General features: G+C 50.6%; 18 protein-coding genes. 7 read left to right on the top strand and 11 right to left on the bottom strand.

Translation table 11 applies throughout. From position 1 onward, the window contains the following. Nucleotides 1–160: 160 nt before the first annotated feature. Nucleotides 161–301, bottom strand: a complete 141-nt coding sequence (locus tag QGG23_00515) for a hypothetical protein (protein MDP6047920.1) — start codon at nt 299–301, stop codon at nt 161–163. Between the two features lie 159 nt (nt 302–460). On the opposite strand from QGG23_00515, the gene cofE reads away from it, so the two are divergent. Next, entirely contained in the window at nt 461–1,216 is a 756-nt protein-coding gene (gene cofE, locus QGG23_00510) for a coenzyme F420-0:L-glutamate ligase (protein ID MDP6047919.1), read from the top strand. Between the two features lie 147 nt (nt 1,217–1,363). Here the strand turns inward: cofE and QGG23_00505 are convergent, their stop codons facing one another. Then, nucleotides 1,364–2,143, bottom strand: coding sequence for an undecaprenyl-diphosphate phosphatase (locus QGG23_00505; GenBank protein ID MDP6047918.1), 780 nt, complete (start codon nt 2,141–2,143; stop codon nt 1,364–1,366). A 127-nt stretch (nt 2,144–2,270) separates the two neighbouring features. On the opposite strand from QGG23_00505, the gene radA reads away from it, so the two are divergent. Next, nucleotides 2,271–3,224, top strand: coding sequence for a DNA repair and recombination protein RadA (gene radA / locus QGG23_00500; protein MDP6047917.1), 954 nt, complete (start codon nt 2,271–2,273; stop codon nt 3,222–3,224). Nucleotides 3,225–3,305: 81 nt separating this feature from the next. Here radA and QGG23_00495 read toward each other — a convergent pair whose 3' ends face one another. Next, nucleotides 3,306–4,007, bottom strand: coding sequence for an archaeal proteasome endopeptidase complex subunit alpha (locus QGG23_00495; GenBank protein ID MDP6047916.1), 702 nt, complete (start codon nt 4,005–4,007; stop codon nt 3,306–3,308). 121 nt (nt 4,008–4,128) lie between these two features. On the opposite strand from QGG23_00495, the gene QGG23_00490 reads away from it, so the two are divergent. Together QGG23_00490 and QGG23_00485 are read left to right on the top strand one after the other, a co-directional pair. Continuing rightward, nucleotides 4,129–5,010, top strand: a complete 882-nt coding sequence (locus QGG23_00490; protein ID MDP6047915.1) for a DUF4438 domain-containing protein — start codon at nt 4,129–4,131, stop codon at nt 5,008–5,010. Further along, nucleotides 5,007–5,891 (top strand): DUF4438 domain-containing protein, encoded by an 885-nt coding sequence (locus tag QGG23_00485; protein ID MDP6047914.1) that lies wholly within the window; start codon nt 5,007–5,009, stop codon nt 5,889–5,891. Before QGG23_00490 ends, QGG23_00485 begins: the two co-directional genes overlap by 4 nt. Before the next feature lie 118 nt (nt 5,892–6,009). Here the strand turns inward: QGG23_00485 and QGG23_00480 are convergent, their stop codons facing one another. The 4 genes from QGG23_00480 to QGG23_00465 all read right to left on the bottom strand — a co-directional run bounded on the left by QGG23_00480 (nt 6,010) and on the right by QGG23_00465 (nt 11,016). Then, a complete protein-coding gene (locus QGG23_00480) occupies nt 6,010–7,905 on the bottom strand; it encodes a prolyl oligopeptidase family serine peptidase (protein MDP6047913.1) in 1,896 nt (631 codons plus the stop codon). 396 nt (nt 7,906–8,301) lie between these two features. Beyond that, nucleotides 8,302–8,820, bottom strand: coding sequence for an FxLYD domain-containing protein (locus QGG23_00475; GenBank protein ID MDP6047912.1), 519 nt, complete (start codon nt 8,818–8,820; stop codon nt 8,302–8,304). A gap of 256 nt (nt 8,821–9,076) precedes the next feature. Continuing rightward, on the bottom strand, nt 9,077–9,580 hold the full coding sequence (locus QGG23_00470) for a nitroreductase family protein (protein ID MDP6047911.1): 504 nt from the start codon (nt 9,578–9,580) through the stop codon (nt 9,077–9,079). Nucleotides 9,581–9,660: 80 nt separating this feature from the next. After that, nucleotides 9,661–11,016 carry a tRNA(Ile)(2)-agmatinylcytidine synthase gene (locus tag QGG23_00465; protein ID MDP6047910.1) on the bottom strand — a complete coding sequence of 452 codons (1,356 nt, stop codon included), beginning with the start codon at nt 11,014–11,016 and terminating at the stop codon, nt 9,661–9,663. 139 nt (nt 11,017–11,155) lie between these two features. Between QGG23_00465 and QGG23_00460 the strand changes: the two genes are divergently transcribed. Continuing rightward, complete coding sequence (locus QGG23_00460) at nt 11,156–11,710, top strand: CBS domain-containing protein (protein ID MDP6047909.1); 555 nt, start codon at nt 11,156–11,158, stop codon at nt 11,708–11,710. Between the two features lie 277 nt (nt 11,711–11,987). On the opposite strand, the gene QGG23_00455 is transcribed toward QGG23_00460, so the two are convergent. Then, a complete protein-coding gene (locus QGG23_00455) occupies nt 11,988–12,215 on the bottom strand; it encodes an Lrp/AsnC ligand binding domain-containing protein (GenBank protein ID MDP6047908.1) in 228 nt (75 codons plus the stop codon). Nucleotides 12,216–12,422: 207 nt separating this feature from the next. On the opposite strand from QGG23_00455, the gene QGG23_00450 reads away from it, so the two are divergent. Continuing rightward, entirely contained in the window at nt 12,423–13,943 is a 1,521-nt protein-coding gene (locus tag QGG23_00450) for an NAD(P)H-hydrate dehydratase (protein MDP6047907.1), read from the top strand. Between the two features lie 712 nt (nt 13,944–14,655). Continuing rightward, nucleotides 14,656–15,576 (top strand): transcription initiation factor IIB, encoded by a 921-nt coding sequence (locus tag QGG23_00445; GenBank protein ID MDP6047906.1) that lies wholly within the window; start codon nt 14,656–14,658, stop codon nt 15,574–15,576. Nucleotides 15,577–16,173: 597 nt separating this feature from the next. On the opposite strand, the gene gltA is transcribed toward QGG23_00445, so the two are convergent. The 3 genes from gltA to gdhA form a co-directional block, all read right to left on the bottom strand. Then, nucleotides 16,174–17,544 (bottom strand): NADPH-dependent glutamate synthase, encoded by a 1,371-nt coding sequence (gltA, locus tag QGG23_00440; GenBank protein ID MDP6047905.1) that lies wholly within the window; start codon nt 17,542–17,544, stop codon nt 16,174–16,176. 29 nt (nt 17,545–17,573) lie between these two features. Beyond that, on the bottom strand, nt 17,574–18,389 hold the full coding sequence (locus QGG23_00435) for a sulfide/dihydroorotate dehydrogenase-like FAD/NAD-binding protein (protein ID MDP6047904.1): 816 nt from the start codon (nt 18,387–18,389) through the stop codon (nt 17,574–17,576). A 245-nt stretch (nt 18,390–18,634) separates the two neighbouring features. Further along, on the bottom strand, nt 18,635–19,981 hold the full coding sequence (gene gdhA, locus QGG23_00430; protein MDP6047903.1) for an NADP-specific glutamate dehydrogenase: 1,347 nt from the start codon (nt 19,979–19,981) through the stop codon (nt 18,635–18,637). Nucleotides 19,982–20,089: the final 108 nt, after the last annotated feature.

The raw sequence follows: 20,089 nt of genomic DNA, 5'->3' as shown, positions 1-20,089 counted from the left end.
TGGACATCTCTAGGTATTTCTTTACGCCTGTAATAACCAGGGAATTGTGCATGTTGGTGATTGGGACCTGATTCGCCCTTTACCGTCCTGTATTAGGTGCTATTGAGGCCCTCGCAACCTAACAAATCATCGCTGTTGAGAGCCGTGTGCCCTTCTAAAATCATGGATCGAAGATCACAACGCAGACCTCGTCACCCTCACGCATTCTCGTCACCACGTGAGGGTACTGCTTGATACCGCTACCCTTGATCTTAGTCTCGAAAAGGTTATCGATCTGAAAAACACCCGGGAGGTTGTCCATCTTGATGATGAATTAAGTCAAATGCGAATGAATAGACGTTCAACACGATTAAAATCCTTTGCGCAAAGTCTTTCTCTCATTGTAAGATCCCAGTCTAATGGCATTTTCTAACCGGCTCCCTTTTAACAGATTGAAGTTTGGTTGTCACATGAGATTTTCATGGGTATTGAGATTATTGGCGTCAAGGGCTTACCTATAATCAGGGAGGGAGATGACCTTGCAGCCCTCATCCTGGAGGATTTGAAGACCCAAGGGAACCCCCTCTGGAGCATGGATATTGTAGTCCTGTCCCACATTATCGTCTCCAGGGCGGAGGGGAGGACCGTGAACCTAGGCTCCGTCGAACCCTCGGAAATAGCTGTCCGATATGCAGAATTCACACAGAAGGACCCTCGGCTCGTGGAAGTCGTCTTAGACAACTCTAGGTCGATACGGAGGATGGCCCCGGGAATCCTAATTACCGAGACCTGGCAGGGGTTCGTCTGCGCCAACTCCGGTGTTGACAAGTCTAACGTCCCAGGGGAGGATGTGGTGGCCCTCCTCCCGGAGGACCCTGATGCATCTGCCCGGGCGTTCCGCCACCGGATCAAAGAGCTGGCGGGAGTTGACATTGCGGTGATCGTCTGCGATACCCATGGAAGGGGACACAGAGACGGCGAGGTGAACGTGGCAGTAGGGGCCTCAGGTTTAAGCGTCATTCGGGATAGGCGGGGAGAGTACGACCTCTTTGGGTATGAGCTTAAAGTGAAACGGACAGCGGTAGCGGATGAACTCGCGGGGGCCGCTGAGCTGATCATGGGTCAGGCGGATGAGGGAATCCCCGCAGCAGTAATTAGGGGATATCCGTACGAGCCCACTGAATCTTCGTCAGCGTTAGAACTTGTTCGGCTCAGGGAGATGGATCTTTTCCTCTGAGAGCAGTCATCGATATCGAACAGAGAGGATAAGAGATTTTTAATTCAGAGTAGGTAATAAACACATCAATTGGATTTTCTCTGATTTCCGGGCGTTATTTCTGCGATTCATTAATCATATCAGTTCCTCTCGATAAACAAAGTATTACTAAAAGAAGGACGGGAGGACAGCGAGGATCGCAATTAAACCAAAGAGAATACAGAGCTTCCAAAACCGGGTTCTCTGAGCCAGCTTGATGAGAATATCAATCGACACGAGAGCAGATATGAAAGCCGCTGAAATAGCCACAAGGATGCCCCTATCAAGAGGGGGCACCCCCTTAACGACTGCTAGCCCCGTTGCGGCCGCAAATACAGCTGGAATACTCATCAAGAAGGAAAGGCGGAATGCCTCCTTACCTGGAAACCCCTTAATCAGGAGGGCCGTAGTGGTCACCCCTGAGCGAGACAGTCCAGGGATAACTGCCAGACCCTGAATAATACCCAAGATAAGACCGTTTTTAAGCCTGAGGCCATTCGGGAGGGGTATACTGAGGGTTCCCCTATCCTTCTGAATCCACGCGGTCAAGAGGAGCGCCACACCAGTCAATGCAAGCAATGCCTCCCCGTAAAGGCTGGTTAGCTCTACGAATATAAAAAGTGGAAAACCAACGAGCCCAGTCAACAATGTCGCTACAACTAAGAACTGGAAGAGCCTTCGATCATCCTCAGATCCCCGCTTGATTATTCGGATAACCTCTCGCCGAAAATATACCAGTGCAGCGAGCCCCGTACCTAGGTGGAGATAAACCGAGAAGTTCAGGGCATAACTTGGCTCGAGTCTTAGTAGAGTAATAGCCAGAAGGACGAGGTTCCCCTGGCTTGAGACGGGGAGCCACTCCAGAATGCCCTGGAGAAGCCCCAAGACTAGAGCATTGATTAGGTCCACAAAACATCTGTAGAGCCCCTCCTGTTAAAACTGCATCGGGGCTACTTTCACCCGCCTCTCCCCTCTACCGGAAGCTACGTTCTTCTTATATGAGGCGGAACTGACTCTGCGCCTGAGGAGAATTAGATTGACCGAGATACTTGAGTCAGGAATGTTGAAGGGCGTGGCCAGCACGACGGTGAAAAAGCTTCTGAAAGCTGGGTTCACCACTGTACAGGCTGTGGCGGTCACACCAGCAAGGGAGATCGCTGATCTGGCGGGGATGGGGAGTGACACAGCCGTTAAGGTCTGTCGCCTGGCTCGGATGCACATAGACCCTGGCTTCGTCCCGGCGATCGAGGTTCTGGAGATGCGCAAACACATGATAAAGTGCACCACAGGTTCTGAGGAGCTCGATAGGATTCTAGGCGGAGGTATTGAGACCGGAGCTATCACCGAACTCATCGGGGAGTTTGGTTCGGGGAAGACCCAGATCTGCTTCACCCTCGCGGTTACTGCTCAACAGCTTATTACGGAGGGGGGTTTCGAGGGCAATGTATGTGTCATAGACACCGAGGGCACTTTCATGCCGGAAAGAATAATGCAAGTCGCCGAGGAAAGAGGATTAGATGCTACCAAGACTCTGGAGGGGATCCTCATTGCCAGAGCATATAACAGCGAGCATCAGATCATCCTCATTAACAGCCTTCCGGAGCTCGTGGAAAAGAGTGGCATCAAACTGGTCATTATGGACAGCATGATCGGCCACTTTAGGGGAGAGTACATCGGAAGAGGCACCCTTGCAGAGCGTCAACAGAAGCTGGGCAGCTGCCTCAGCAAGCTCCTCAGGGTTGCAGAGGCCTTCAACGTCTCTGTAGTCCTCACCAATCAGGTGATGTCCACCCCTGACACCATGTATGGAGATCCCAACAAGCCGACAGGGGGTCACGTCATGGCTCATGCCTGCACCCACAGAGTTTTCCTCAGGAAAGGGCGCAAAAACACCAGACTTGCTAGGGTCATCGACTCCCCTAGTCTCCCAGAGGAGAAGATCAGGTTTGCAATCACCGCAGCCGGGGTCGTGGACTCGGATGACGACTAGCGGCATTATTTAGTTTTAGGGATTTATTGAGACTTTTCGTTCTAACGGATCTGTAAAAATGATTCAAAAAGCCTGCAAATACTACATATAGTTTACTATGTCTTCTTCGGGGAGTCTCTTTAGAGTCTTGGTCTCTGTAGGAATGACTGCTACCTTGACGCTCGCCGCTTGGAGCTCCCCGCCAGAGGCAACATTTACCACCTCAATAGCAAGCTTTATGGCATCATCAAGAGAGAGGCCATCTAAGTATTTTTCGTCCAAAAGTTGGTTCGCTTCATCCGCGCTCCGCCCAAGAGCCCGAGCTTTGTAACCCCTATAGGAGCCGCTAGGGTCCGTAGTGAGAAGGGCAGGGCCGTTTACGTCGACACCAGCAATGATCATGCTAACCCCAAAAGGCCTGATCCCCCCGTGTTGGGTATAAACCTGAATCCTCCCGCTCAGGTTCCCCACGAGCCCCTCGACATCAGGTGCCTCATCATAAAGAAGCCTGTTGCTCTGGCAGTAGACGCGGCCCTGATCCAGGAGGACCCTGGCATCACTGCTAAGGCCTGCAATTGCCGCTCCGATATGGTTGTCAAACTGAAAAATCTTCCTGAAAAAAGTGGCGTCTTCGAGGGGGCTGTCGACGGCCTCGTTTGCAGCAAGGACCACACCAAAGGGGGAGTAGATGCCCACAATGGGGGCACCTCGTTTCACGAGCTCCAAAGCATACTCAACCTGGTATAACCGGCCCTCAGGAGAAAATATGGTGATGGCAGCATCGTATTGGTTAGAACGCATCATAGACGATCATCTCAGATTAATAACTTCGATAATGAATGGGGATGAAATATATAAACGTCTTTGAAAAAAGTCGGACAACAGTCAAATAGGATCTACGGGCTAAAACAAGTGTTGAGAACAGATGGTGAAAATCAATGAAGGAAGCCTCCTCGAGGTGGCCCTAGTGGGAAAGATCACCCACCCAGCAGTTGAGGGGGCCTATATGACGGGATGGGACGGGACCCCCCAAGTAGGCCTTGGCCGGGGAGGCATAGTCTACAATGTCAAGGTGGGCGACCCCTGCTTCGGCTGGGCATGGGGAGAAAAGGTAGAGCCAGGGGCATCTGCAGATGGGATCGGCAACGAGCGGGAGAAAGGCTCCTTTCGGAACCTCTCCAACGTTGGCAACAAGGTTAAGATAATAAAGGGAGAAGCAAAGGGTGATAAAGGGATAGTCGTCGGCAAGGTAGGCTATCTCCCTGGGGGAGCCCACCACGTCCTTATCAGCTTCAGCGAGAAGACTCTTCAGAACCTCGCCATAGAGGATAAGATTCAGATCCGGGCCAGAGGCATGGGCTTGCAGCTCACGGAGTATCCTAACGTGAGGGCAGTGAGTACATCCCCCAAGCTGCTAAATGCATGGGGGATTGAAGAGAGAAACGGGAAGCTCTGCGTGCCTGTGACTAAGGTTATCCCACCAGAGTACGTGGGGCAGGGCTCTGGGGGTTCGCCAACGGAGAGCCGGAACTGGGACGTCATGACCCAATCGCCTGATGCAGTCAAGCATCTCAGGGACCTGAAGCTGGGGGACCTCGTCTATCTTAAGGACATCCTCACTGCCTGGGGCCGGGGCTACTTTGGTGGGGCAGCCACTATTGGCGTCGTATCGTGTGGCGCCAGCAACTCCATGGGTCAGGGCATAGGGGTCACGGCCCTCCTAACAGGCAAGGGCGGAGAGCTCCAGCCAAAGATTGATCAATGGGCGAATCTTACGAAATACCTGAACCTAGGGGGAAACGTATGATGATCCTAACAAATTGCGATAGACTCATCAAGGTCGCCGTCCAGGGGGAGATCGTCTCCCCAGTAAGCATTGGCTACAGGGCTCAGTGGGACGGTCAGCCAAAGCTTTCCGTTGGAATGGGAGGCATCAAATACAACCTCAGGGTGGGGGACCCTGCTTTTGGATGGGCCTCAGGGGACCACGTGGAGCCCGGAGTCACCATCCGGGGAAAGGATAAGCCAATTCCCAGCGACTGCGCCCTAGCCCACTTCGCGTGTATCGGGAATGAGGCGAAAGTGGTGACCAGTGAAGAGGGGAAAGGGGTCAGGGGGGTCTTCACGGGGCGCCACGCTGGCTCAGATGATATGGTCTGGTTCAGCGAAGATGACATCGAGAAGCTGGCCATAGGTGATAAGGTCCAAATTAAGGCCTACGGCGTGGGGCTTAAAATCGAAGGATACGACGACGTAAGGGTAAACAAGTGCAGCCCAAGGCTCCTACAGTCAATGGATATCGGGGAGGTCAACGGAAAGCTGGTCGCTCCAGTCGTGAAGGAGATCCCAGGATACCTCATGGGCTCTGGCGTCGGGTTCTCTCGGAACACCGAGCCCGTGGACTACGATATCCAGACCAACGATCCCAATGCTATAAAAAAGTACGGCCTTGAGTCTCTGAGACTTGGGGATATCGTCGCCCTCAAGGACCAACTCTGTATCAACGGAAGGGGTTATTACAAAGGCGCCATCACAATCGGAGTTATCATCCACGGAGCCAGTGACTACGCCGGTCACGGCCCCGGAGTCAATCCTCTTCTCAGCACCAAGGAAGGGCGCCTAGTTACGAAGCTAGCTCCTGACGCTAATACCGCCCTATATCTGGGGCTCAGGAAGAGCCTCACCTAAGAACTCTACGTACCCGCAGAGATGGAATAGGAGATAGAAGGCTGATTTCCCAGTTTCGTATCAGCTAGATTAATCCCTGCATCATGAAAACAAGGAATATATGCAATTTTATTAGGAGCTAGACGTCTTTAGATAAACTGAGGGACTGGTAGACGAAAGCCAAGACATCCGCCTCTTCTGAAATCTTGGTCTCTGGGGTCGCTCCTGCGTGGCCGCTTTTGGTCTCAACCCGGAGGAAGCTCTTGTGGCCGTGATCTTCTAAAAGGGCGGCGAACTTGAGGGCGTGAGCTGGGTGAACCCTGTCGTCATGGAGCCCGGTAAACAGAAGTGTTGGGGGATACCCCGTGCCTCTCCTGACGTTATGGTAGGGGGAGTAGCGAGAGAGGAACTCGACATCCTTCGGGTCCTCTGGGTTACCGTACTCGGGGACCCAGGCTTTGCCTATCAAGAGCTCATGGAACCTCGCCATATCAAGTACGGGGTAGCCGATTACTGCACCGTCGAGGATCTCGGGGCGTTGCGTCATGGTCGCCCCGACTAAGAGCCCCCCGTTGCTCCTGCCTGTGACTACGACTGTGGACCCCTCCTCCCGGAGCTTCTCAATGACCGAGATGAAATCGTCGAAGACGTTCTGCTTCCTATCCCTCATCCCGGCCCGATGCCACTCTTCACCGTTCTCGGTTCCACCTCGGAGATTGGCGTAGATGAATGCCCCACCGTCCTCAAGGAGGGGAATGGCGCTGGGGAAGTAAACTGGGGTTAACGGGATCGAGAAGCCCCCATATCCGTATAGGAGAGCCTTAACAGGTTTGACGCCTTTTTTCTTAACAAGAAACGAATGGACCCGAGTCCCATCTTTGGAGGTGGACCAGAGGTCATTAATGTCAAAATCGCCGGGCGCATCTTCAGATGTGAGAAGGTTTAGCCCATCCTCTCCTAGGCGGTAGACTCTATGAGGGGTGGTAAACGACTGGTATTTGAAGAAGAAGTCGGAGCCGTCTGTCGTCAGTGAGGATACAGAGCCGGGGGCCTCGAAATCAAACTGGTCGATGAGGTGTCCCTCGAGGTCGTGGCGCCTGACAATTGATGATGCATCCACCATGTAGATGGAAACGAGGTTATCCGCCGTGGATATGACGCCTTGGAGGACCTCCTTTCCTTCTCCTAGGACGGTCTCCACGGACCCGGCATCGTCGATGGAGAGGACCTGCCCCCATCCGTTCCCCTCGAATGATGCCACGAGATACTTGCCCCGAACGCGGTCGATCGGGTAAGCTAGGAAATCATTGCCTCCGTAGATCTTCTCCCAGGAGTCGGGGCTCGCGAGCTCGCCCGCGATGGCGGTGCTCCTGTGCCAGCCGTAGCTCATCACGAGGAGAGCCTTCTCGCTATGGAGACTCTCTCCCATGCTCAACCCGTGGGAGGTGGGAACCCCTGAGCCGTACACCATCTCATCCTGGCCACCATCCCTAAGGAAGACCCGGCTGGTTGGGGGTTTGACACCATCTGGAGTAGCGGTCTCCCTATAGGACCTAACGTAGTAGAAACGGTCATCATCTAACCAGGTCACGTCATTTGTGACCCCCTCGAGCCGATCAAACTGCTCACCAGAGTCGGTGTCCATGAGATCAGTGTATCCCTTATCGGACCCTGCGTAAGAGTAGTTGAGAGCGTATCGGTCGCCATCTGGGTCTGGGTGAACGTATTTGATAAGGATATCATCGCCGAGGTCCCTCGAGTCCATGAGACCTTGGAACGATCCGTCTCGATGAATGAGCTTGACCTTGTAAGCACCCTCCTCCCGGGTGAGGGCGAAGACCCCCCGTCTTGATGCCTTGAGGGAGATGACCACGGGGATGCTGTAGTAGGCTGCGATACGGGATCTGAGACTATTCGAGATCGGGGCTAACGCGCTTCTAGTTTCAGCGTCTCGGACGGTTGCCCAATCGATCACCTTTGGGTTTTCCAGATTTTCGAGCCAGAGGTGGGGATCTTCGTCCTGGTTGAACGGCATGGGTTGACACCTGTCAAAACTCCGCTACTCTATTATAACAGGTTATTGCGATTCCCGGTCTCTTGCGGGAAAAAAATGTCTTGAAATGAAATTCAGGCTATCAAATATTACGATTATTGATTAAGAGTCCAAATATCGCAATTAGAAGACCAAGGAATATGGACGCTATCGGGAATCCGGGGATACCCTGCGTTGCTTCAGGTGATGGTGTAGATTCACTAACTGTTTCCATAGGCTCAACTATCAAGGAATAACTGTCGGGGGAATCTCCAACGGAAACGAAGATATCTCAAAGGGAGCGGTTCTTCCCGAATTGATATCTTCCGGATTCGTAAATGTGAAACTTGTCCCAATAACCGTTCCATCTGAATCATAGTAAGTAGCAATAACTTGTACTTACGTCGCATCAACCGATCCAGTGTTTTCTACTTCTCCCTGAATGTTGTAATATCCTAACTCAGTTCCTGCAGTCACTCCTTTGACCTCAAGTTCCCGATAAGGAGACACTGAGGTAACCATGTGATCGGCTACAACCACTTTGTAATGATCTACAGCCAGGTTCTCATCGGGAAATGAAGAAAGCGTAAAGGGGGCTTTGTCACCTGGTTTTAGGATGCCGAATGTTGCCCCAACGAATGTGAACGAGGTGGAGATTACGTTGTTACTGGCATCATAGAAGGTTACAGTTAGTTCAACATACTCCAAGTTTTGACTTCCAATATTCTGAACTTCGCCTACGACAGAGGAATAACCTACAGAAACATAGTAACTATGGCTTAAAACCTCAATAACATCACTAGACTCAGTAATGCTTGTGATTTCATGATCAGCGTATACAGAGCAGGTCCCCGATATCGTGGTTAATAATAAGAAAAGAAAACAGATCTTTATCTTAATTATAAAGTATCTTTGCACATTAATCTATAAAAATCTAATTAAAAATAAAAGTATTTATGAATTATTGATTGAGTTCGGCATAAACTTGGGATATATGACAAATAGTAGATCACAAAAGTTCATGAAATTGGAAATTGACATAGCGATTTTATATCTCAGCCAACCGATAAGCACTACATGTAGAATTACTCCACACTAGCAATACTTCACACGCGGTGACCCTAACTGAAATCTCCCGCATCCTTTGAGTTCGATCTAGGTCAAATTGTGCCCCTTAACTCGGCTTGCCTGCATACTCGCCCCAGCTTACGATCTCTTCAAGGCTCTTACGCTCCTTGGGAACTTTGACCTCATCGGGCTCTCCTAATGGTGTCAAAGCTATCACTTTCAGCTCGTCGGGGATCCCTAGAATCTCCTTAATCTCCGCATCTCTCTTGGTACAACTAACCCAACAGGTCCCGAGACCTAGATCCCTCGCCGCGAGGACGATATGCTCCCCTGCAATCCCCACGTCATTCAGGTGCCAGTTAGGTGAAGCCACAGGATCTGCGAGAAACACTATAATCACCGGAGCATCAGCTACCCACGCCCGGCGACCCGCCAGCTTCACCCTGACTCCCTTGTCTTCCACAACTATAAAGTGCCAAGGTTGACGGTGGCCTGAGGAGGGGGCGATTCTCGCCGCCTCAAGTATCGTCATCAGAGATTCCCTGGGCACGGGGGTTCCCTTGTACTTGCGGATGCTCCGCCTCGTTTTAATAACATCATCAAACTCCATTCAAATCACCTATACAAGTACACAAATAACCTGCACGATCCTATGATATTATTTTAACTGAATGCTTTAAGAAAAGTTTTTTATGGCCAGTGCCACGGAGCTTCCAGCTCTAAACGGAAAGCCCCCGTCTTCTCCTTATTGTATCGGACCTTGGGTTTCAAAAGATGCCTCTGAGCCCTCGGAGGAGGCATAAATAGCCCCTCTCCAATCTGCCTCGCCTCCTCCACTGTTTGCTTCTCTAGCTTGGCTCCTCTGAAACTACAGCTCTTGCATCGGAATCCTTTTCCCCGTCCCATCGACTCCATGCTCCCGCTACACTCCGGACATCTTGGGTTCACCTTGCGAAGGTCCCTAACAAGTGCCAATATTTCGAGCTTCTCCAAATTGAATGTAACCCGATCACCAAAAGAACTACCTCGAACTCCTCCATACACGCGGACTCGGTCCCCGGAGATCAGTTTCCGAACGATATCCCTTAAAGCGCCTGTGGGCTCATAGGCAGCACAATCAACACTCCCCGTCTCGTCCATGAGCCCAACAAATACATGCCCCCCCTGAACTGTCTTTGGGAGACCTAAAATAAGACCCTCAAGGACGCCAGGACTATATGGTTTTAAAGATGATACGGGGATACGAGTATCAAAATGAGCGTCTGTGCCCTGATTGGTCCTGAAGATCACCCAACTTTCCAAAGGCTCAGAATCCACCATTAGCCCCGCCTTCCTCACCGCTAACGGACCCTCACCACGGATCCCATATAGAACAGGGTCCGGCCCATTTGGCGCGATAAGAGCTTGGCCCGTCTCCGGATCCAGGTTATTAAATGTGGCTCCGGCGGTTGCCTTGTTCATGCGTACCACTGAGTCACGGTCAACTTGTCTAGGGATCCCCCAGTTCCCGGGCAATCTGTAAGCTAGGAACTCGTATGTGTGATCGCCTCTTTGGAGCCCTCCGACTGCAGCCAGTGCCCCGATGATCCCCCTCATGTTCTTAAAGCCTATAGCTGAAGCCCCGTTATCATCGACCAACTTTAGCGCATTATCGAGGGATACAACGGTTTTCACCACTCTTTCAGAGAACTTGATGATATCCGCCGGAACCGTACCTTCCAGAAAGACAACACCAGGATTGGTGTGGTCACAATGGAAATCCGCGTAGGATTCTACTAGCTCTAGGATCATCCTATGTAATTTTTCCTCACGGGATTGGTTTATCTCCACACGGAGGCATATGGACCCGTTTCCCCGAGTCTTCCAAGGGACATTAGGATTCAGTCTCAGGAGGTTAGGATAATCAACGAACCGGGCTCCGAGACCGTTGAGCACATCAATAAGCCGGGCTGCAATGTAAGTTGTACAGCCTCCGCTGAGGGAGTCGGTATCATCGATCCCTATGTGAAGGAGCACAGCTTGAAACCTCTCAAATTGGTGAGACACCTCCATTAAAAAGGATGTCTGAACCTTGGAAGCATCAAAACTTTCCCAGAGGATCCTATGGATTCTATTCCAAAATGAATGTCGACTCCCAAAAAAAATTCCGAAAAGAATATATCGTAATTGAGATGAAATTTAACTCATGCTCCCAGAAATAGACTCGATCTCTCACAGGCGACGGGCCCTTGGACTCACCCAGACCCAACTCGCAAAGAAGGCCGAGGTAAGCCAGTCCTACATAGCCAAGCTCGAGGCCAGGAAAATCGAGCCCTCCTACACCAGGATAAGGTCGATCCTGAAGGTCCTTAATGGATTGGAGAGAGGAAATGAGAAGAAGGCGGAAGAGATCATGTCCAAGGAGATCGTGAACATCCAGATGGACGACCTAATTCGAAAGACAATGGACATAATGTGGGACACTGGTTTCTCCCAGATCCCGGTGATGGACGGCGAGAGGCCTGTAGGGAGCATAACCGAGAGGACAATCATCGACACCATGAGGAATGGGCGCATTGAGATCCCCATGGGGGAGCAATCCATCTCGACAATCATGGACGAACCATTTCCCCAAGTCGGAGAGGCCGCCCCAATTTCCATCATCGCCGAACTCCTGAGAAACTACCCGGCTATCATAGTCCAACGACGAGATAAAATCACAGGGATAATCACCAAGGCAGATCTCCTGAAGACACTATAAACTGACCGCTTAACTCAACAGGTATTCAAATAATCGGTTTTGATGATTACATATCAATTCGTGCACGTTTTTTGCATCAGACTTTGGAAGATATTTTAATAAAAATCCCTAACATTAGGGTCACTGCAGACTAAATACAGTAAAATGAAAGGCTGGGAGTGATGGCATATAATTTACACGCGTAAGAACTCAGTCTTAAACATTCAAACTCGCACAAGGACTGAAAAGGTCAACACAGATTATCAGATTAAAAACAGTGAGTTGATCGGTCTTTGCATTAGACGACGATCATCGTGAGAGTTGAGCGGACCTTATCCAGACGGCGGATCTTCCAGCTGATTGTGTCCTTGAGCTCTTGCATCGTCTCGGTCCCGATCCTGGCTATAATGTCGTAGACGCCATAAACCATGTGGGCCTCTTTGACCTCCTCGATCGCCTTTAAATCCTTTAGCACCTCGGTCTCCGAGCCGATCTCGGCGTTTATTAGTACAAAAGCAGTCGCCATAAGTTTACCTCAATTATTTTAATCTAACAGGAATACTTAACGTTTGCTAGCATCGAAGTTAACTAGAGTTTTCCCTTATTTCCGTGAAAAAACACAACAGATGTTCGTTGTTCAGAGGGAGTATACCGAATAAACCGGGGAAATTAAAGGCCTAGCCTTACGCGAATCTTAAGAACCGGCAAGACTTGATGACAGACGGGAAAGGCAATGCACCCAAACGGAACGTTTACCTCCCGTGAGATGAAGGCCGTGGAGATGAACTCAGACTACCTCCAGGTCTCTAAGCTCCAACTCATGGAAAACGCTGGAAGTGCGGTTGCCTCCGCGATTATGATGCGCTACAGGAGGGAAACCAGCATTGACATCATCTGTGGCCTCGGGGGGAACGGGGGCGACGGATTCGTTGCCGCACGGCATCTTGCAGGTGCAGGATATATCCCCCGGGTCGTCCTCCTAGGCCAAGCTAAAAATATTGGCTCCCTAGAAGCTCAGGTAAACTGGGACGCTCTCCAAGGAATGAGTGAAACAATCAGCATAATACAGGTAAGAGACTCAGCGGAGATTAGTGATCTCAAAGGAGACGTGATTGTTGATGCGCTAATCGGGACAGGGGGGATAGGAACACTGGCATCGCCTTACATGGAAATGGTTGAAGCCATCAATGCATCAAAGGGATACACGATAGCAGTGGACATCCCCACAGGCATCAATGCGGACACCGGAGAAGTCACGGGTAGTGCAGTTAAAGCTGACTTGACCATCACGTTCCACAGAAAGAAAAAGGGGCTCATGATCGCCCAAGAATATATAGGAGAACTTGAAACTGCGCCTATTGGGATCCCCCCTGAAGCGGAACTCTTTGCAGGACCAGGAGATGCATTCATTGCCACGAACAAACGTTCTCCAAACTCCCACAAGGGAGACCACGGCATCCTCCTCGTAATCGGCGGGAGTGAGACCTATTCCGGGGCCCCTTCACTGGCCGCGATGGCTGCGTATGCGACAGGAGTAGACATTGTCTACATTGCAGCCCCCGAATCCGTTGCGTCTGTCATAGCTGGTTTCTCTCCAAGCTTAATCACAGTTAAGCTGAAGGGGTCTAGACTAAACTCTAGGAACGCTGAGAAGATAGGCGCCCTCTATACTAAAATCAATGCAGCAATCATCGGTCCTGGCCTGGGACTCCACACAGAAACCAAGGAAGCCGTAATGGAGATAGTTACAGAGCTTGAGAGGGAGAAGATTCCAGTTCTTATCGATGCGGACGCTTTGAAAAGTTATCCGTTTAGGAGAGAGATTAAAACGGATGCAGTCTTCACCCCACACTCTAAAGAGTTCTGGATCCTAACTAAAAAGTCCCCCTCAGGGACTCTTGAAGAGAGAGGAGAGATGGTGAGGAAAGAGGCGGAGAGGCTAGGTGCCACGATACTTCTCAAGGGAAACATCGATATTGTGAGCAACGGATCATGTACGCGGTTCAATAGGACGGGGAATCCCGGAATGACAATCGGTGGAACAGGCGATGTCCTCTCTGGGATCTCGGGTGCATTCTTAGCCCAGAGAATACCGCCTCTAGAATCGGCAGTTGCCGCTGCTTTCATCAATGGGGTGGCAGGAGACATTGCCGTGAGAGAGAAGGGTTACCGTATAGAGCCCAGAGATTTAATAGAAAAAATTCCTTATGTCATCGAGGATGCGCTCCAAGGACGTCTTAGAACCTCCTACTGATATAGAAATTTTTGTAGGAGCCGTTTTTTCGCTCCAATATTTTTCAAAGGTTCAACAGGACACCCATTCAGGTGACTGTAAATATCTAAAGGGTGTTAGGCTCAAAAGAGAAGAACAGGGCATCCACTTAAATTTCAGTAGGAGCAGCTTGAGGCGGCCTCTAACTCCATAAGGGCTCCCGTCTTTTTGAAGTAGCTAAGTACGTCTTCTCTATTCTTGTTTAGATCGTACTAGCTGCTTGTCCTCTTATCGTTCATATCTTCTCCGGGTCGATTTCCATAATGAGAACCTGCTGGATGTGCGCGTCCAGAACCATCTGCAAGGGATTCTAGAAATTGCAGAATTAAACGTGACTCAATTAGGTAAATAATTCGCTTAGATCAATGTTTAAGAGTGAAGATAAGTTAAATCACTATCAAAGTGAATGCCTCTAATTACCCTTATTCATGCCACCATACATGAAAAGGAGGTCAAAAAGAGAATAATTAAGACCATAACTTAGAACCAGAGATTAAGGGTGTATCAGCTAGAGACAATAAACACATATAAAGAAGCCCTCGTTTTAGATCATTGGTTCTGAAGGGGTTCTATGAAATTTGCCGGACTGGATGAAAAAATTATCACCGTAGCCCCTTCGTGAGATATACTTAGGATAGTAAGTCAAGGGTTCCCAGATATGACCCTAAGGCAAGCAGAGGATGGGAGTAATGACTTGATCAAAAGTGAGAAAATAACGGGTTGCCAAGAGTGCGGCAAAAGTAATCTGTTCCAGGACAATGAGGCGGGGGAGCTTATCTGTCAAAGTTGTGGCATGGTCGTTTCATCCGAACTATTCGACCACGGGCCAGAGTGGAGAGCCTTCAACCTCGAGCAACGGGAGAAAAGGACCAGGGTGGGTGCACCCTTAACATGGACGATCCACGATAAGGGTCTCTCAACCATCATAGACTGGACAGGGAGAGACATTTACGGTCGAGGGCTTAGGCCTGAGCAGAGGGCACAAGCGTATCGCCTCAGGAAATGGAACCGACGGTCCAAGGTGTCTGGGGCCAGCGAGAGGAACCTCGCGTATGCCCTCTCAGAGTTGACAAAGATATCGTACAAGCTTAATTTGCCTAAAAACGTCCTCGAAACTGCTTCAGTGATCTACCGCCAAGTCGTAGGGAAACGACTCATAAGGGGACGCTCAATCCAGGGAGTGGCAGCAGCATCTATTTACATGGCATGCCGTCAATGCAAGGTGATCCGTACCCTCGAGGAAGTAGGAAAAGCCTCGAACATCTCGAAGAAAGAGAGCGGTCGCAACTATAGATTTCTCCTTCGAAAGCTTGAGACCCGAGTTCCCCCAGTGGAAGCAAAGAGTTATGTCTCCAAATTTGTGAACCAGCTTATTCTCTCTGGGAGTGTCGAGAACCTCGCGATGAAAATATTGACGCAGGCTTCGGAGATGAGACTAACGAGCGGCAGAGGGCCGGCTGGGATCGCAGCGGCCGCAACCTATATCGCTAGTCTCCTTACGGATGAGCGCCGCACTCAGGGTGAGATCGCCAGGGGCGCCCAGGTAACTGAGGTCACCATCAGGAACAGGTACAAGGAACTCACCCAGAAACTCACAATCAAGATGGACCTGTAGCCCCATTAAGTCTAGGCTGATTAGCCTCTTTTCCTTTTTTGAAAACGTGAATAGATTGGTTTGTAAGTTAGGGGTCGAACTCGTCGCACACCCGTTCGAGCCAGTACTGATGCTTCCTTTTTTCCTGGCGGGAGGCCTCAAACATCCCACCTATCAGCTTTCCCTCAAAGTCTCCTAATTGCCTTAAGCAATAGTTGGGGGTTTCTTTCTCCAGTTGTGCCTTGAAGCGTAGGAACTGCTCATAGTCTGCTCCAGGAGAGAGGTAAGCACCGCTTTAGGTTTCCGCTGTTTCCATGTCAATGACCCTGTAGTGCAAGGACCCTATCCTGGCAATCTTCTCCGGTTGGTCCTAGCCTCGGCGAGTTCCTCTTGGGGGCACTCCTCGATCTCCAATAGTTCCTTGAGGACCACCTTTGAACTTGGGTTCTGAAGCTCGTTTATCGTGGTAGGTATGGCTGGATAAGCTGTTCAGCTATTATCACTGCGATGCTAAAGACGATCTCAACAGTCCACTTAGTCAATTATATGTTCAAGATTATTCTTCTAGGATAGTAAAATGTTGAAAACCCCGCCAATGGTCTTTTTTCGTGGGATGGGTCAACCATCACGCTTAGACATGATATATTCGTGTATTGCGTTCGCCGCATTTTTGCCGGCTCCCATCGCGCTGATGACAGTGGCTGCCCCGCTAACGACGTCACCTCCCGCGTAGATGCCCTCTATATTGGTCTGCATCGTATCCTCATCGACGACCAATGTGTTCCGCCGGGTTGTCGCGAGCCCCTCCGTGGTCTGCTGGATGATGGGGTTTGGTGTCTGGCCGATGGCGATGACTACTGTGTCAACATTAAGAAGGAACTCAGAGCCTTCTATTGGCACCGGCCTCCTTCTGCCGGACTCGTCAGGCTCCCCAAGCTCCATCCGGATGAGCTCAATTTGTTTAACCTGGTTCTTGTCGTCGCCGATGAACCTAACGGGGTTGGTCAGTAATTTGAACTCGACTCCCTCCTCCTCGGCGTTCTCTATTTCCTCATGCCTTGCAGGGAGCTCCTCCATACCCCTCCGGTAGACGATGTAGACTTTCTCTGTCCCCATCCTTAAAGCCGAGCGGATAGCATCCATCGCAACGTTGCCCCCTCCTATAACCGCCACGACCTTCCCCATATCAAGCGGAGTGTCGTACTCGGGGAAACGGTAGGCCTTCATGAGGTTGATCCGAATGAGGAATTCGTTCGCGGAATAGATTCCGTTCAAGTTCTCCCCAGGGATTTGCATAAACCGGGGTAAACCAGCGCCGCTCCCGATGAAGATCGCGTCAAAGCCGAGTTCAAACAGCTCTGAGACGGTGTGGAGCATTCCGATCATGGAATCAAGATGGATCTTAACACCGAGCTTTTTTACGTACTCAACTTCGGCCTGCACAATCTCCTTGGGCAGCCTGAATTGGGGGATACCGTACATCAGCACACCACCGGCAGTGTGAAGAGCCTCAAAGATCTCGACCCCATGTCCTTTTTTTACTAGTTCCGCGGCTAATGTAAGGCCAGCGGGGCCTCCTCCTACAACGGCCACTCTCCCCCCGGAGTTCTCGACTATGGGGGGTATATCCGTGCCATTCTGTCTCTCCCAGTCGGCAACGAACCTCTCTAGACGACCAATAGAGACAGGATCTCCACGGTATTTCAGGATACATTTAAACTGGCACTGATCCTCTTGAGGGCAGACCCGCCCACAGACTGCAGGGAGTGCATTCCTTTCCTTGATCCTCTTAATGGCCTCATCGAACTTTTTCTCCTTGACGAACGCAATGAACCCAGCGATGTCGATGCCTACGGGACATCCCTTAACGCACTGGGGATTGGGGCAGGTGAGGCACCGCTTCGCCTCCTCGACAGCCATCTTCTCGGTGTAGCCAATCGCCACCTCCTCGAAGTTTCGAATCCTCTCCTCTAGAGGCTGCTTAGGCATCCTGACCTCAGGCTTCAAGTTCGCCAGTGTTAAGCCTCCTCGCTTAGGACCATGCAGATCTTCTCGTGAGGGGTATAGACCTTCATCCGTGAGGAAAGCTGGTTGTAGTCAACCTGATGGCCGTCGAAGTCAGGGCCGTCAACACAAGCGAATTTGGTCTCGCCTCCAACGGTAACCCTGCAAGCCCCGCACATCCCCATGCCGTCTACCATGATGGGAAAGAGGTTCACCGAAGTTGGTATACCAAAGGGTTTAGTCATGTCCGCAATCATCCTTTGCATCGATGTGGGGCCTATAGTGAACACGTGATTGTATGAAGACTCCTCAAAGAGGCCCTCCAAGAAGCCTAGGCCCGTGTACTCTAATCTCCCGTCGTCGGTGGACACATACAGCTCATCAGCGATCTTTCTGGCCTCCTCAACGAAGAAGAGATGATCCTCGCTCCTAGCCCCAAGGACGATAACGACCTCGTTCCCGAGCGCTTTAAGATCCATAGCGTGATAGAGGAGGGCTCCGATAAAGGTGCCTCCACCCACGCACATAACCTTGCCGAAGTTCTCCATCGGGGCCGGTTTTCCCAAGGGCGCCGCGAAATTGAGGATCTCATCCCCTTCCTCTAGTCTCCCCAACTGAATTGAGGACTTTCCGACCTCCGCGAAGACGAGGGAAACCGTCCCTTTCTTTGGATCACTCCCGGCTAGCGTGATAGGGACCCTCTCGCCCTTCTCGTGGGTCCTGAGAATCGCGAACTGCCCCGGGCGGGCCTTTTTGGCAACTGCTGGGGCTTCCACCTCAAACAGCTTTACATTAGAGGTGAGAACCACCTTTGAGACAATCTTTGACATTTTTGAAGCCCTTGATGAATCCTAAATCAATTGAAAGGGTTATTAATAAAATTGAGGTCAGAAAATGATGGCCTGTGAGGCCTATGGATATTTCCCCTGAAAAGGGGATATAACCTTATACTTGGGAAAAGCCGAATATTTTGGAGATTCGGGAGGAAAAAACTCGAAGCGGGGAGATCTCGTCCTCATTACCCCATAGAGTACAAAAAAGTAGAGTCATTCCCCTCTCACAATCATATCGCCATCTAGGATAGGTATCCTTGGGAGACCATAGCATTGGCGATCTTAAGGAAGCCCGTGATATTTGCGCCGAGAACATAGTTACCCGATTCACCAAAGATCTTGGAAGTCTCGTATGCAGCCGTGTGGATGTTCACCATTATCTGGTGAAGCCTAGCATCGACCTCCTCCCTGCTCCAAAAGTATCTCTGGCTGTTTTGGGCCATCTCGAGACCGGAGGTCGCGACGCCTCCAGCGTTGGAGGCTTTTCCAGGGCTGTAGAGGACATTGTTCTCGAGGAAGATATTGATACCCTTTAGGGTGGTAGGCATGTTGGCTCCCTCGCCCACGGCTAGCACCCCGCAATCCACAAGGGTCTGGGCGTCCTTTTCATCCAGTTCGTTCTGGGTGGCGCAAGGCAATGCGATATCACACTTGTATACCCATGGGTTTCCCCCTGCGATGTACTCTTCGTTGTACTTTTCGGCGAAATCTTTAATCCTTCCTCTCTTGACGTTCTTAAGCTCCATGATATAGTCCCACTGGTCACGCGTGATCCCTTCAGGCACGTAGACGCAACCGCTGGAGTCGCTCAGCGTAACGACCCGGGCTCCGATCTGAAGACACTTGTCAGCAGCGTACTGAGCGACGTTACCTGAGCCAGAGATAGTGACAACCTTGCCCTTCATATCTTCGCCTTTCGTCTTGAGCATTTCCTGAACGAAGTAGACGTCACCATAGCCAGTAGCCTCTGGCCTGATGAGGCTCCCTCCGTAGTTAGATCCTTTACCGGTGAAGGCAGCAGTGCCGTGGATGTTTGTGATCTTCCTAAAGGAACCGTATAAGTAGCCGATCTCGCGCCCCCCTACGCCGATGTCACCCGCGGGGACGTCAACGAACTGGCCGATGTGCCGGTGCATCTCAAGCATAAAACTGTGGCAAAAACGTTCAACCTCCGCATCGGTCTTATCCTTTGGGTCAAAGTCTGAGCCACCCTTTCCACCACCCATAGGGAGGCCGGTGAGGCTGTTCTTAAAGCTCTGCTCGAAGCCCAGGAACTTGATGAGACCAAGAACGACTGTTGGGTGGAACCTGAGACCACCCTTGTAAGGTCCTATAGCGGAATTATATTGGACCCTAAAGCCCCTATTAACCTGGATTTCGCCCTCCTTGTCCTCCCAGGTGACGCGGAACTGAACTACCCTCTCCGGCTCGACTATTCTCTCTAGGATCTTATATTTCTCGTAATGGGGATATTTTTTAATTGCAGGCGAAATAGTATCAAGAACCTCATAGACTGCTTGATGAAAGACCCTTTGACCGGGGTCATTCTCGACCACGCTATTGTAAACTTTCTCAGCGTAACTGTTCAAAGTTCATCACATCGTAAATAGGATAGGGAAGCCCACGTTTACTATATATGTTTTTTCCGGTTAGATGGAATCCAATATTTGTTATACAAATACTACAAAATGGTTTAG

Source organism: Candidatus Bathyarchaeota archaeon, from assembly GCA_030739585.1.
GTDB lineage: Archaea > Thermoproteota > Bathyarchaeia > TCS64 > TCS64.
The sequence above is the reverse complement of the archived record's forward strand: the minus strand, read 5'-3'. Positions and strand labels throughout refer to the sequence as shown.